The organism is Inquilinus limosus, assembly GCF_002195995.1.
Taxonomy (GTDB): domain Bacteria; phylum Pseudomonadota; class Alphaproteobacteria; order DSM-16000; family Inquilinaceae; genus Inquilinus; species Inquilinus limosus_C.
In genome coordinates this window covers 72,819-86,734 of sequence record NZ_NHON01000010.1, presented here as the reverse complement: position 1 = coordinate 86,734, position 13,916 = coordinate 72,819, and the positions used below count along the sequence as shown (strand labels likewise).

Sequence of the window (13,916 nt, the reverse complement as noted above, 5' to 3'; positions counted from 1 at the left end):
GGTTCCTTGTCGAAGAGCACTCCTCATTGGCAGACAATATGTGCGGAAAGCCGCACAAATCTGATTTCAGTCGGGCGGCCATCCGCACACATCCGGTGAAAGACAATCCCCAACACCGTCATTGCGAGCGCAGCGAAGCAATCCATGCATCCGCTCGTGCGGGACGATGGATTGCTTCGTCGGCTTCGCCTCCTCGCAAAGACGGTAAGGGGTGAGCGGTGTGACAAGGTCCCGCAAGCGGGAGAGGCAACACAAGGACCGCGGTGCTAGACTCGGGGCATGACCGTCGCCGACCGTCCCCTGACCGCCGCAGCCCCGGCCCGGCCTGCCGTGATGCCGGCCGCGCCGCACCGGTGGCGCAGCTGGGCGGTGTTCGCCGCGATCGGCATTCCCCTGTTCGCCGCCGTGGTCTGGCTGGCCGGGCCGGTCGGACGCGACCGGGCGCTGGGGGAGATCGCGCGCTCCGCCGACGCGGCGCTGGGCCTGCATGTCGCCATGCTGCGCAGCGAGCTGGAGAAACAGCGCTCCCTGCCCTTCGTCCTGGCGCAGGACCCGGATGTGCGCGCCGCGCTGACCGCGTCCAACGACCGGCAGCGGCTGGACGGGATCAACGCCAAGTTCGAGGCGCTGAGCCAGGGCACACGCGCGGCGGTGATCTATCTGCTGGACCGCGGCGGCACCGCGATCGCCGCCAGCAACTGGCGCGAGCCGGTCAGCTTCGTCGGCCAGCACTACGCCTTCCGCGCCTACTACCAGCGCGCGGTGGAGGCCGGCTCGGCCGAGTTCTTCGCCATGGGCACGATGAGCCGCAAGCCGGGCTCCTACCTGTCGCGCCGGATCGACGGGCCGAACGGCCTCCTCGGCGTGATCGTGGTCAAGGTCGAGTTCGACGACATGGAGGAGGCCTGGGCCCGCTTCGCCGAGAGCGCCTTCGTCACCGACGAGCGCAATGTCGTGCTTCTGACCGATGTACCGGACTGGCGCTTCCGCAGCTTCGGCCCGCTGTCGGAGGCCGAGCGCGCGGCGGTGCGGGAAAGCCTGCAATATGGCGGCGCCCCGCTGGACCCGCTGCCGATCGCGCCGGACGCGACCGCCTCCCGCCCCGACGTGGTGGCTGCGGCGCTGCCGGGCGCGCGGATGTCCGGGCGCTTCCTGGCCGTCGCGGCGCCGGTGCCGACCACCGGCTGGACCCTGCATCTGCTGGCGCCGACCTCGCCCACGGTCGGCCGCGCCATGACCGACACGCGGCTGATCGCCGGGCTGGTGACGCTGCTGGCCCTGGCCGCCGCCGCGGCGCTGCTGTATCGCCGCAACCGCGCCCTGACGGCCGTGGCGCGGCAGGCGGCGGCACGGCTGGAGCTGGAGCGCCGCGTGGCCGAGCGCACCCGGGCGCTGAACGACGCCAACCAGCGCCTGACCGAGGAGATGGAGGAACGGCGCCGGGCCGAGCAGCGCCGGCAGCAGCTGCAGGAGGAGCTGACCCAGGCCAACCGCCTGGCCATCCTGGGCCAGGTCGCAGCCAGCGTGGCGCATGAGATCAACCAGCCGGTGGCGGCGATCCGCGCCTATGCCGACAACGCGTCGGTGTTCCTGGAGCGCGACAAGCCCGCCTCGGTGCGGGAGAACCTGGCGACCATCGCCGGGCTGACCGACCGGGTCGGCACCATCACCCAGCATCTGCGCGCCTTCTCGCGCAAGGCCACCAGCTCGATCGGGGCGACCTCCTGCGCCGACGCCGTCGAGGGCGCGCTGCTGCTGACCCGGCCGCGGATCCGCCGCCAGTCGGTGCGGCTGGTGCAGGACCTGCCGCCGCAGGATGTGCGGGTGGTGGCGGAGCGGGTGCGGCTGGAGCAGATCCTGGTCAACCTGCTGCAGAACGCGCTGGACGCCGTGGCCGGCCTGCCCGACCCGGAGATCCGCATCGCGGTGGACGCCGGAGAGGATGAGGTTAGGATCGCGGTTTCGGACACCGGCAAGGGCCTCGACCCCGAGACGATGAAGGCGCTGTTCATCCCCTTCGCCACCTCCAAGCCGGCCGGGCTGGGCCTCGGCCTGGTGATCTGCCAGGACATCGCGCGCGAGTTCGGCGGCAGCATCGCGGCCGGCAACCGTGACGGCGGCGGGGCGGTGTTCACCGTGACGCTCAAGAAGGCGCCATGAGCGCGGGACAGGTCGTCTTCGTCGACGACGAGGCCGAGATCCGCCACGCCAATGTGCAGAGCCTGGAGCTGGCCGGCTTCGAGGTCACGGCGCTGGACTCCGCCCGGGCAGCCCTGGCCGCGGTCGATCGCGACTTCCCGGGCGCCGTGGTCACCGACATCCGGATGCCGGAGACCGACGGCCTGGCGCTGTTCGCCCAGTTGCGCGAGCGCGACCCCGACCTGCCGGTGATCCTGATCACCGGCCATGGCGACATCGCCATGGCGGTCGGCGCCATGCGCGACGGCGCCTATGATTTCCTGGCCAAGCCCTACCCGGCCGAGCGGCTGGTCGACAGCGTCCGCCGGGCGGTGGAGAAGCGGCGGCTGGTGATCGAGAACCGCCGGCTGAAGGCGCAGCTGGAGGAGGCCGACGATCTGACCTTCCTCGGCGACACGCCGGAGATGGAGCGGCTGCGCCGCACCGTGCGCGACGTCGCCGACGCCGATGTCGACGTGCTGGTGCTGGGCGAGACCGGATCGGGCAAGGAGGTGGTGGCCGAGGCGCTGCATCGCTGGAGCCGCCGCCGATCGAAGCCGCTGGTGGCACTGAACTGCGGCGCGCTGCCGGAGAGCGTGATCGAGAGCGAGCTGTTCGGCCACGAGGCCGGCGCCTTCACCGGGGCGCAGAAGCGCCGCATCGGCCGGATCGAGCATGCCGATGGCGGCACGCTGTTCCTGGACGAGGTCGAGAGCATGCCGGCGGCGCTGCAGGTCAAGCTGCTGCGGGTGCTGGAGGAGCGGGCGGTGGAGCCGTTGGGCACCAATGAGCGCCGGCCGCTCGACCTGCGCGTGGTCGCCGCCACCAAGACCGACCTGGCCGCCGCGTCGCAGGAGGGCCGGTTCCGGGCCGATCTCTACTACCGGCTCAACGTGGTGACGCTGCGCATCCCGCCTTTGCGCGAGCGCCGGGCCGACATCCCGCTGCTGTTCGCCCATTTCCTGGCCCGTGCCGCCGAACGCTTCCGCCGCGACCCGCAGCCCCTGGGCGACGCGGTGCGGCGGCACCTGCTGGACCATGACTGGCCGGGCAATGTCCGCGAGCTGGCGCATTTCGCCGACCGCGCGGCGCTGGGCCTGGCCGGGATGGATTCGCCGGCCCCGGCGCCCGCCGCACCGGCCAGCCTGCCGGAGCGGGTCGAACGCTACGAGGCGTCGCTGCTGCGCGAGGCGCTGGCCGCCCACAAGGGCGATGTGCGGGCCGTCACCGAGGCCCTCGGCCTGCCGCGCAAGACCTTCTACGACAAGCTGACCCGCCATGGCATCGACCCGAACGAGTACCGGGCCGAGCCGATCGGGAAGAAGGCGGGGTGACGGTGCAGTCCACAGGCCGATCAGCCGCGACGGCGCTGCTCGGCTTCAGCGATGATCTGCTCCATCTCCGCCATAACCTCGTCTAACGTCACCGTCCCCTCGCGATCGGCCTCTTCCTCGACTCGTCGAAGCATCTCCGTGAAGGCACGACGGCGCTCCTCAGCTGATTTGTCAGCAAGGGGTTCGAGCTGCGGGGTCGGATCCGGATCGGTCATCGTGTCGGCCTATTCCAAGCCCATCACAGGGTGGGACTAAGCACGATCTGAGGCAATCGAACATTGCCTCTCCCGCTTGCAAGGCCTTTTCGCAATGCATCCCTCATCGTCATTGCGAGGAGGCGAAGCCGACGAAGCAATCCAGGGGCCGGTGCGAGCGGCCCCTGGATTGCTTCGCTGCGCTCGCAATGACGGTGTTGGGAACTCTGAGAAGGTCTCCCCGAGGGCAAAAGTACGAGCCGGCCCTTCACCTCACGGCAGCTTGACGAAATCCGCGTCGATCGTGTCCTCGACCTTGCCGGCCACCGTCCGGGTGTAGCGCAGCGACATCTTGCCGGGCGCGGTCAGGGTGCGGCGGTAGCTCTGCACCTCGGTCTTGCCGCCGGCGCTCGCCGTCAGCTCGGTGGTCAGCACCGAACCCGCGAGCCGTGCGGTGGCCCGGGCGCCGCTGTCCAGCGTGGCGGCCCAGGCGCCGGGGGTCTTGCCGGGCGGGAACAGCGCCGTGTTCTCGCGCATCTTCAACGCGTCGCCGGCATCCGCCTGGCCGTCGCTCGAGCCCTCGGCGCTGCGCCAGCGCAGGAACAGCCCGCCATCGGCCGAAGCGTCGACCACCAGCGCCGCCGCCCGGCGGGTGTCGCCCTCGCCCTGGGTGGCGCCGACCCAGGAGCCGCGGAACGCCTCGATCCCCGTCAGCTCGGCAACCTTGGCCGGCGTCGCGGACGCAGCGGGGGCTTGGGCGCCAGGAGTCTGGGCGGCCGGCGCGGCGGCCGGAGTCTTGGTCGCGCCCGACGCCGAAACGCAGGCGCCCAGCAGCAGGATCGCAACCGTCCCCAGGACGGCGTGCCGCAATGTCATGGTATCCCCCTTCTCGTCCCCACGAGATCGAATCGCCGGCCATCATCACCGATGCCGCAGGCCCGCAGCACGAGAAATCGGCCGCTTCCCTGGTCAACCGCGCAGCCCATCCCGGGGTTCCGCCGGGCCCGGACACGGAAACGGCCGCCCCGACGGATCGGGGCGGCCGCTTGGGTCCGGGTCGAAAGCGTCGTCAGGCGCGGATCACGCCCGTGGCCGGCGCGTCGAGGCCGAGCGCCGCGGCGGCGGTGGCGACGATGTGCTGCGCCGACAGCGCCGCCTCGGCATATTGCAGCTCCGGCTTGTCATGGTCCTGGAACCGGTCCGGCAGCGTCATCGGCCGCATCTTCAGCCCGTGGTCCAGCAGGCCGGTGCGGGCCAGGTGGTGCAGCACGATACTGCCGAAGCCGCCCTCGGCCCCCTCCTCCACCGTGATCAGCACGGCGTGGTGGCGGGCCAGCTGGTTCACCAGCTCGGTGTCGAGCGGCTTGGCGAAGCGGGCATCGGCGACGGTGGTCGACAGGCCCATGACGCCGAGCGCGTCAGCCGCCGCCAGGCAGTCCTGCAGCCGGGTGCCGTAGCTGAGCAGCGCGATCGACGTGCCCTCGCGCAGGACGCGGCCCTTGCCCAGCGCCAGCGGCTTGCCGCGGGCCGGCAGCTCGACGCCGACGCCGTCGCCGCGCGGATAGCGGAAGGCCGAGGGCTGGTCGTCCAGCGCCGCGGCGGTCGCCACCATGTGCACCAGCTCGGCCTCGTCGGCCGCGGCCATCAGCACCATGCCCGGCAGGCAGGCGAGATAGGGGATGTCGAAGGCGCCGGCATGGGTGGCGCCGTCGGCGCCGACCAGCCCGGCGCGGTCGATGGCGAAGCGCACCGGCAGGTGCTGGATCGCCACGTCATGCACCACCTGGTCATAGGCGCGCTGCAGGAAGGTCGAGTAGATCGCGCAGAACGGCCTGAAACCCTCCGTCGCCATGCCGGCGGCGAAGGTCACCGCATGCTGCTCGGCGATGCCGACGTCGAAGCTGCGCTTGGGGAAGCGCTGGGCGAACTTGTCCAGCCCGGTGCCCGAGGGCATGGCGGCGGTGACGGCGACGATGCGCTCATCCTCCTCCGCCTCCTGGATCAGGGCCTGGGCGAAGACGCCCGTGTAGCTGGGCGCGTTGCTCTTCGGCTTGGCCTGGGCGCCGGTGATGACATCGAAACGGCTGACACCGTGATACTTGTCCGGCGCCGCCTCGGCCGGGCCGTAGCCCTTGCCCTTCTGGGTGACGACATGGACCAGCACCGGCCCGTCATCGGCGTCGCGGACATTCTCGAGCACCGGCAGCAGGTGGTCGAGATTGTGCCCGTCGATCGGGCCGACATAGTAGAAGCCCAGCTCCTCGAACATCGTGCCGCCGGTGACGAAGCCGCGGGCATATTCCTCGGCCCGCTTGGCGGCGCGCGCCACCGGCCTCGGGAACACCGCGGTGACGTCGCGCATCAGGTGCCGCAGCGAGCGGTAGGACCGCGAGGAGATCAGCCGCGACAGATAGGCGCTCATGGCGCCGACCGGCGGGGCGATCGACATGTCGTTGTCGTTGAGGATGACGACCAGGCGGCTCTTCAGCGCGCCGGCGTTGTTCATCGCCTCATAGGCCATGCCGGCGCTCATGGCGCCGTCGCCGATCACGGCGACGACTCGGAAGTCCTCGCCCTTCAGGTCGCGGGCCACGGCCATGCCGAGGCCGGCCGAGATCGAGGTCGAGCTGTGCGCCGCGCCGAACGGGTCGTACTCGCTCTCCGACCGCTTGGTGAAGCCGGACAGGCCGCCGCCCTGGCGCAGGGTGCGGATGCGGTCGCGCCGCCCGGTCAGGATCTTGTGCGGATAGGCCTGGTGGCCGACATCCCAGATCAGCTTGTCGCGCGGGGTGTCGAACACCCGGTGGATGGCGACGGTGAGCTCGACCACGCCGAGCCCGGCGCCGAGATGGCCGCCCGTGGTCGAGACGGCGTCGATGGTCTCGGCCCTCAGCTCATCGGCGACCTGCTTCACATCGGAAGCCGGCAGGAGTCGGAGGTCTTCTGGGGTGTGGATGGTGTCGAGCAGCGGCGTGACTGGCTTCATTCAGCTTCGCTTTCGGCAGGCTTGGTCCAGCGTTCGGGCGGCATCGGCATCGGTCTCTCTCGCACCGTGACGGCAGACATACGGCCGAAGCACCCAACAATTTTCCTGCCCGGTAGTCTTTCCAGCACTATAGGGGAGCGGTGTCGCTTTCAAGAAAATCCGATGACAGAGGTGCCATCGGGTGCCGTTTTGCCACAGGTTGAGGCGGCTGGGCCACGGCTAGGCCCAGCCTTACGGCGCGGCTGGCCGGGGCATGCCGAGAGCCGTCATTGACAAGCCCTCGCCGCCCCCTTAAGAACCCCGAACCGAGCGGCGCTGCCGCTGGGACGGAGGGGTGGCCGAGCGGCTGAAGGCAACGGTTTGCTAAACCGTCCACGGGAGAAATCCCGTGCCCGGGTTCGAATCCCGGTCCCTCCGCCATTTTTCAACAGGCTTTTCTAAACCGGCCGTTGATATCCATCAGTGATCCATCCCGACGTCCGGTCGGAACCCTGGAGGCGGCGATCGCCCTGGCCGAGACGCAGCATCTCGACGGCTCCCTGCTCGACGTAAGGCTGCGGCGCGGGATGCGGGTCTACCCGGTCGTCGAGATCCTGTGGCGCCGCCGGATTCCGTTCCGCTTCATGACCGCCTATTCCGACGACCAGATCGAGGGCATGCCCGCGGAGGCCGTCCAGCGCAAGCCATTGGCGCTGCCGGCCTTGCGCCAGGCGGTCGAAGCGCTGATCGAGCATTGAGGATCGGCGCGGCCGCCGCGCCCTCCCTTCAGCCCCGACAGACGGCAAGCAGGACGGCTGGCCCCGGCCTGGCCATGCGGCTTCAGCCCCCTTGCTGCTCCCCCGGTGCCCGGACCGGTCCGGGTCAGGGTTTTGCCCTGAGCTCCTAACCTCCTGATCGGTTGAAAAGCGCGATCTGCCCCTCCATTCGGAGGGTGACGCCCCCTGGCACCGATGGTCGTATGGCCTGCCCACCGCGGTCCTGCCGCGGCCGGGACGCGCCCACTCCCGGATGCGTGCGCATCGGTCCCGACTCTCTCCGCCGATCCGGTTCGGCGGGACACCCCGGATCGCGGCGCGCGCTGTTTGCGGGCCGGGAGTGGGCGTCGACCCTCTCGCGATTTCAACCGAACGGATTTCACCCATGGCCACCTATACCGGCACCGAAGGCGCCGACACGCTGATCGGCGACGGCGACACCTTGTATGGATTCCGCGACAGCCTCTACGGCCTCGGCGGCAACGACACCCTCTATGGCCGCCTGGCCTCCGATTTCGTCCTCGGCGGCGACGGCGCCGACCGGGTCGACGGCGGCTTCCAGGGCGACGTGCTGATGGGGGATGACGGCAACGACACCATCCTCGGCGGCTCCGGCGTCGACACCATCACCGGCGGCGCGGGCGCCGACTACATCCGCGCCGGCACCGGCGACGACATCATCCTGATCGACGACCTGGCCGACGCCGCCAGCGACCAGATCGATGGCGGGGTCGGCTTCGACATGCTGATGCTCGACTATTCCGCCCAGGCGACGCGGGTGTCGTTCAGCGCGGTCGACCCGGCCATCGGCCGCACCCTGCCGATCGGCGCCGTCATCCTGGGCATCGAGCAGTTCTATGTCACCGGCACCGATTTCGCTGACGGGATGGCCGGCGGCCGCTGGACCGATATCTTCCTCGGCGGCCTCGGCAACGATGTATTGATGGGCGGCGGCGGCTCCGACCAGCTGGACGGCGAGGACGGCAACGACATCCTGGAAGGTGGCGACGGCTTCGACGTGCTGAGCGGCGGCGCCGGCGCCGATTCCGCCCGCGGCGGCAATGGCTGGGACTTCCTCTGGGGCGATGAAGGGGCTGATTCCCTGGCAGGCCAGGCCGGCAACGACACCATCAACGGCGGCGACGATGCCGACGTGATCGATGGCGGCGAGCAGGACGACACCCTGTCCGGCGATGCCGGCGATGACAAGCTGATCGGCGGCAATGGCGACGACATCCTGGAAGGCGGCCTCGGCGCCGACCTGATCTATGCCGGGGCCGGCAACGACACTGCCATGGTGGAGATCGGTCAGGGTGCCGACCAGATCGACGGCGCCGCCGGCATCGACCGGCTGATGGTCACCGGCGTCACCGGGAACTTCATCGCCGAGGCCCCGACGGTGCTCGGCCGGCTGTCCGACGGCACGCGCTTCGTCGGCTTCGAGGCCTATTCGATCACCGGCACCGGCGCCGCCAATGGCTTCCGCGGCCATGCCGGGGATGATGTGCTGGAGGGCGAAGGCGGCAACGACACGCTCGGCGGCATGGCCGGAAACGACGTGCTGGACGGTGGTATCGGCGTCGACCTGCTGGACGGCGGCGACGGCGACGACATGTTGATCGCGGGAAGTGGCGGCGCCGACACCCTTCGCGGCGGCGCGGGCATCGACATGGTCGAGATCGACCGTGGCGACGCCACCGCCGGGCTGACCTTCGCCTTCGCCGGCCGCACCGCCACCCTGTCCGACGGCACGGTGATCAGCGACGCCGAGATCTTCGACATCACCACCGGTTCGGGCCATGACAAGCTCACCGCCGGCGCGGCGCTGTATGTCGATTTCGACGCCGGTGCGGGCAATGACATTCTCACCGGCGGCGCCGGTGCCGACACCCTGTCCGGCGGGGCCGGCAACGACACGATCACGGGGGGCGACGGCGACGACATCATCCGTGATGCCGGCGGCCTCAACACCATCAACGCCGGCAACGGCGATGACGAGGTCCATGTCGACGTGGAGACGGTCGGCAGCCACAACAACGCGATCAATGCGGGCGCCGGGAACGACGAGATGTATCTCGCCATCATCGGCGTCGGCGTCAGCGCCAACTTCCGGGCGGATGGCGGCGCCGGCATCGACCTCGCCTGGATCAACCGCAACGACGGCACCGCGGACATGACCTTCACCCTGTCGGCCAATGCCCGGCTGGTGAACAGCGGCATCACCCTGCTGAATGTCGAGCGCGTCCATATCGAGACCGGGTCCGGCAACGACCGCCTCACCGGCGGCGCGCTGGACGACGAGCTCAAGGCCTTCGCCGGCAACGACGTGCTCAGCGGCCTCGGCGGCAACGACACGCTCTTCGGCGGCGACGGCGCGGACACCCTGTCCGGCGGCGACGGCAACGACGTGCTGTGGGCCCGCGACGGCCTCAGCGACACCTTCGCCGACACGCTGGACGGCGGCGCCGGCAACGACCAGCTGCATATCAACAAGGGCGACACCGCCGCCGGCGGCGCCGGCACCGACCGGGTCTTCGTCGACTTCTGGGAGGAGACGGCCGGGGTGACCTTTACCTTCGGCACCGGCACGGTGAACGTCAACGCCGCCACCCGCTTCAGCGGCATGGAATCGCTGGTGTTCGAGGGCAGCCGCGGCAACGACACTGTCACCGGCGGCGCGCTGGCCGACCGGCTGGAGGGCAATGCCGGCAACGACATCCTCCGCGGCGGCGCCGGCGACGACGTGCTGTCCGACGGGGCGGGCGCCGACCAGCTGGACGGCGGCGCCGGCAATGACAGCTTCACCCGCGAGGAAGGGGCGGGCCGGGCCGTCGACCGCTTCGTCGGCGGGGACGGCATCGACACCCTGTCCTTCCAGGGCGACATCACCCTGTCCGCCATCGTCGACCTGGCGGACAGCAGCCGGAACGACGGTCTGGCGAAGGGGCTGATCCTGTCGGGGTTCGAGATCGTCAACGGCACCGACAATGACGACGACCTGCGCGGCGGCACGGCCGGCGAGCGGCTGTATGGCGGCGGGGCGGACGACACGCTGGACGGGCGGGGCGGCGACGATACGCTCGAGGGCGGCGCGGCCGGCGACCTGCTGACCGGCGGTGCCGGTCGGGACCGTTTCGTCTTCGGTGACGAGGCCACTGCGTCGGGCGACCAGATCACCGACTTCGTTCGCGGCACCGACCTGATCGTGATCGACCGGGTGGGCTTCGGGCTGGCGGCGGGATACCAGCTGTCGCTGGTGACCGGCGCCGACCCGCACACCACCGCGGCCGGCCCGCAATTCCTGTTCGAGACCGATACCGGCCGGCTGTGGTTCGACGCCGACGGCACGGGCACGGATCAGGAGGCCGGGCTGGTCGTCACCCTGACCGGTGTGACGGCGCTTGCGCTGTCGGACCTGCTGCTGGTGTAGCGCGATTGCGGCGGCGGGGCGGCTAGCGCCAGAACGGCTTCGCCAGCTCCGCCGCCGCGTCGGACCGGGTCCAGCCCAGATCCTTGAGGTCGAGCTCGGACAGCCCGGCCAGGTCGCGGCGCTGGCGGGCCTTTTCCCAGGCATCCTCGAGCACCAGCATCAGGCGGAGCGCGACCGACGGCAGGGCCGCGACCGCGAGCCGGGGCCTCGGCACCGGCCCGCCCTGGATGTTGTCGTTGGCGGCCGGACCGGCCAGGTCGTCCCAGGGACCGCGCGGCGTCGAAACGAAGTTGCGCATCGAAAGGCTCGCAAGCACGACTGGATCTATCATTGGGCCGCGCCGCCACTTAGGGAAAGGTCCAATCGCGGCGGACCGGGGCGACCGCGGGCCGTGACGATCGAGCCGGCCGTTCAATCGCTGGACAGCCGCGGACGGAGTCGATAGGGAATGGTCCGGCGCCGGATTAGCTCAGTCGGTAGAGCAGCGGTTTTGTAAACCGAAGGTCGCGGGTTCGACCCCTGCATCCGGCACCATTCAACCCGTTGATGTTGCACGCATTTCCACGTCGCCGCATCACTGGGTGCGCGAGCACACCGCGCTGGGGTTGCAGTTGGGGTTGCGAAACCGCATGTCTGCGCCTCGGGTCACGCATGGCTGACCGAGTCGTCGCCGCCGCGCCGCACTGACCGTCACGTCACCGCACCGCCTGACCCAGCACCGCAGAATTGCGAGCCCGACGCGTCGCGGCATGCGCCTCTGCGTTTCCGGGTCGCCAAAAGGTCACGCGAGTTGCGATTGGTGCGGATGGGACCCGTTCGTTTCCAGTGCGAAGGCCGAATGGACCCCCGGGGGGCCGCTTCGGGGGAAATTTTTTCTTCCTCTTCCATCGTCATCCACAGAATTTGCGAAATCGACTGCTGCGAACCGCTCGCAGCGCATCACTCAGTCTCTGTGCCGAAATTGGCAGGGTCGATCGCACGTGATATGTGTTCTCACCTGACGTTTTGCATTGGCTGCCTGCATTTTCATGACGCCGTTTCCCGATCCGAAGTGGCTCGAATTTCTCAAGGCCGGTGGCACGACGTTCACAGCCATCGCCGTCGCATGTGGTGTGCTGTATTTCGGCAGTCAGCGAGGATGGTTTCCACTCGACGGGGTCGTGCTGCAAGCCGTAATTGTCGCCGGCGTGGTCTCAACGTGCCTCGCGCTTGGTGCGATCTTCGACGCCGCGAAACAGGCCAGTCGCGGCCCTCTCGTCCGCTTTCAGATGCGGCGACGGAATCGTGCGGAACTCGACCGGTTCGTTGAGTACATCCCACACCTCTCTGACCAAGAGCGGGAAATCCTCGCGCACCTGCTGCACCACAATCAGCGTACGTTCACCAATACCGCTGACGGGGGCCGTGCCAACATGCTGCTCTCGATGGGGTTCGTGAGGATCTTGGCTCGCCCCGGCCAGCAGGTTGATTACTTCGAAGTCCCCTTCGGTGTAACCGATCCTGTGTGGAAAGCTCTGCAGGCACATGCGCAAGAGTTTCCGTATCGGCCGCGCCGTGACGGGCACCACGGCGAGCGCGATGTTGCTCCCTGGCGAGCGCCGGTCATGTGATCAGTTCACCGGTCGCCTTCTGCGCTGAGACAAGCCGTGCGTCAGAACCATACAGTTTGAGTGCCAGACGGTTCCGGGCTTCAACAGCGTCGGGGAGATTGTCGAACCACCCACCATGGTACGCACGGCCCTGGATGATGACGCGAGCACGGTATCGCAGACGGCTGCCGTCCCATGTGATGCCTTTCGGCAGCGCCTTGTTCGATCGATCACGCGCCCGGTGAATGGCAATCGTGCGTGACGGCGCATCCGATGGATACAGCGCGCCGTCACCGACGCTTGGAGCGGGCATGGTTCGCCACCTGCGTCAGGAACCCCGCGTTGCCGAGCAATCCAGACCGACGCAGTGATGACAGGATCGGTGCGCTCGGGTGCGCCTCGGACAGTTCCAACAGGAAGTCCATCGCAGCCAATGCGTCTTCCTGCGGCATGCGGCCGAACGTCGTGTCGATCTGCGCATCCGTCACCGGCTGTCCGGCGTTGTGTCGAAGGATCGATTTCGCCTGTTCCGGTTCAATGCCCTCGGCCTCGAACACCTTCACCATCGCCAGCGCATCGCCTGCGGTGTCGTGACCCGCGTGCGTCTCAAGACCGTATGGTGTCAGCGCCTCGACCGTCTTGGCGTGCTCGACTGCGGCTTGTGCTTGCATGGTGTGGCGGGCGTCGTCGGCGATCATGCTCGCGACCGTGCTCGGGTCGGACGGCGAACGGGTGGCGTCCTGATCTGGTGTCGTGGCGTCGTGCCCTGGAGTCAGTGCGGCCGGCAGAGCCGTCCGCGCCCCGCCAAGTGATCCGGTTGCGTTCGGCGCCGCCATGGTTGCGCTCGCGCCATGAACATTCCGGGCCACGGCTGCCAGCATCGCGCGCTGTGCCGGTGACAACGACCGTGTCACCGTCACGCCGCCTTGGCTGTGAGTGTTCTCGGCTCGCACCTGTGCAAGAGCTTCGGCGTATGCGTCGGTCTGCGGTGCATCGGGGGCATCGGTCACGGTCGCGTTCCTTCACTTGTCGTTGTCGTCGGTGATCGTCGCAAGGATGCGTGCACGCAGCGCGGAGTGATCGTCGGGCGCTGGTGCCGGCAACACGTCCGGCTCGGTCGTTGCGCTCTCGTCGGGCGCAGGCATCGCATCGATCGCGGGCGGTCGCTGCGCCGGCTGCAAATCCCGGATCGGCAAGCCGAGCGTGACGGTGAGGCGCGCCTCAGTGTCCACCTGTATCGGCGTCACGGCCTTGCCTTCGAGCCGATCGGCGATCATCTGCGCCGACGTGATGTCGCCAGCTTCGGCACGCCGCACCACGGCTTCAGCGATCTTGTCGATGCGCCGCCGGCCGTTCTTGTCGTTCGGGTCGCGCTCCAGCGCCTTTTTCAGCAGAGCATCGCTGAACACCGTCGTCAGCTTGCGCACCTGACGTGCGGGGGGCGGCATCG

The 13,916-nt window shown here is 69.2% G+C and carries 12 protein-coding genes and 2 tRNA genes; 7 read left to right on the top strand and 7 right to left on the bottom strand.

Annotated features, from left to right (window positions below; all coding sequences use genetic code 11):
* Window positions 1-279: 279 nt before the first annotated feature.
* Complete coding sequence (locus BWR60_RS07605) at window positions 280-2,160, top strand: ATP-binding protein (RefSeq protein WP_218823384.1); 1,881 nt, start codon at window positions 280-282, stop codon at window positions 2,158-2,160.
* Complete coding sequence (locus tag BWR60_RS07600) at window positions 2,157-3,512, top strand: sigma-54-dependent transcriptional regulator (protein WP_088150402.1); 1,356 nt, start codon at window positions 2,157-2,159, stop codon at window positions 3,510-3,512. The genes BWR60_RS07605 and BWR60_RS07600 overlap by 4 nt, the downstream gene beginning before the upstream one ends.
* 20 nt (window positions 3,513-3,532) lie before the next feature.
* On the opposite strand, the gene BWR60_RS36255 is transcribed toward BWR60_RS07600, so the two are convergent.
* The 3 genes from BWR60_RS36255 to dxs form a co-directional block, all read right to left on the bottom strand.
* Complete coding sequence (locus tag BWR60_RS36255; RefSeq protein ID WP_144445557.1) at window positions 3,533-3,727, bottom strand: hypothetical protein; 195 nt, start codon at window positions 3,725-3,727, stop codon at window positions 3,533-3,535.
* 252 nt (window positions 3,728-3,979) lie between these two features.
* Window positions 3,980-4,582, bottom strand: coding sequence for a hypothetical protein (locus BWR60_RS07595; RefSeq protein WP_144445555.1), 603 nt, complete (start codon window positions 4,580-4,582; stop codon window positions 3,980-3,982).
* Window positions 4,583-4,775: 193 nt separating this feature from the next.
* Window positions 4,776-6,692, bottom strand: a complete 1,917-nt coding sequence (dxs, locus tag BWR60_RS07590; protein WP_088150400.1) for a 1-deoxy-D-xylulose-5-phosphate synthase — start codon at window positions 6,690-6,692, stop codon at window positions 4,776-4,778.
* 328 nt (window positions 6,693-7,020) lie between these two features.
* On the opposite strand from dxs, the gene BWR60_RS07585 reads away from it, so the two are divergent.
* From BWR60_RS07585 to BWR60_RS07580, 3 genes are all read left to right on the top strand, one after another.
* Window positions 7,021-7,112, top strand: a tRNA-Ser gene (locus BWR60_RS07585).
* Window positions 7,113-7,141: 29 nt separating this feature from the next.
* Window positions 7,142-7,429 (top strand): hypothetical protein, encoded by a 288-nt coding sequence (locus tag BWR60_RS36245; RefSeq protein ID WP_144445554.1) that lies wholly within the window; start codon window positions 7,142-7,144, stop codon window positions 7,427-7,429.
* A gap of 403 nt (window positions 7,430-7,832) precedes the next feature.
* Entirely contained in the window at window positions 7,833-10,877 is a 3,045-nt protein-coding gene (locus tag BWR60_RS07580) for a calcium-binding protein (protein WP_088150399.1), read from the top strand.
* A gap of 22 nt (window positions 10,878-10,899) precedes the next feature.
* Here BWR60_RS07580 and BWR60_RS37615 read toward each other — a convergent pair whose 3' ends face one another.
* Window positions 10,900-11,175 (bottom strand): DUF1127 domain-containing protein, encoded by a 276-nt coding sequence (locus BWR60_RS37615; protein ID WP_088150398.1) that lies wholly within the window; start codon window positions 11,173-11,175, stop codon window positions 10,900-10,902.
* Window positions 11,176-11,335: 160 nt separating this feature from the next.
* On the opposite strand from BWR60_RS37615, the gene BWR60_RS07570 reads away from it, so the two are divergent.
* Together BWR60_RS07570 and BWR60_RS36240 are read left to right on the top strand one after the other, a co-directional pair.
* Window positions 11,336-11,411, top strand: a tRNA-Thr gene (locus BWR60_RS07570).
* Window positions 11,412-11,905: 494 nt separating this feature from the next.
* Window positions 11,906-12,487, top strand: a complete 582-nt coding sequence (locus BWR60_RS36240) for a hypothetical protein (RefSeq protein WP_144445553.1) — start codon at window positions 11,906-11,908, stop codon at window positions 12,485-12,487.
* Here the strand turns inward: BWR60_RS36240 and BWR60_RS36235 are convergent.
* From BWR60_RS36235 to BWR60_RS07555, 3 genes are read right to left on the bottom strand one after another with little or no spacing between them, the layout of a single operon-like run.
* On the bottom strand, window positions 12,480-12,779 hold the full coding sequence (locus BWR60_RS36235; RefSeq protein ID WP_144445552.1) for a hypothetical protein: 300 nt from the start codon (window positions 12,777-12,779) through the stop codon (window positions 12,480-12,482). The two genes, BWR60_RS36240 and BWR60_RS36235, sit on opposite strands and share 8 nt — an antisense overlap.
* Window positions 12,757-13,476: a hypothetical protein gene (locus tag BWR60_RS36230; RefSeq protein ID WP_144445551.1), complete on the bottom strand. Its 720-nt coding sequence runs from the start codon at window positions 13,474-13,476 to the stop codon at window positions 12,757-12,759. Before BWR60_RS36230 ends, BWR60_RS36235 begins: the two co-directional genes overlap by 23 nt.
* Window positions 13,477-13,488: 12 nt before the next feature.
* Window positions 13,489-13,914 (bottom strand): hypothetical protein, encoded by a 426-nt coding sequence (locus BWR60_RS07555; RefSeq protein ID WP_144445550.1) that lies wholly within the window; start codon window positions 13,912-13,914, stop codon window positions 13,489-13,491.
* Window positions 13,915-13,916 lie beyond the last annotated feature (2 nt).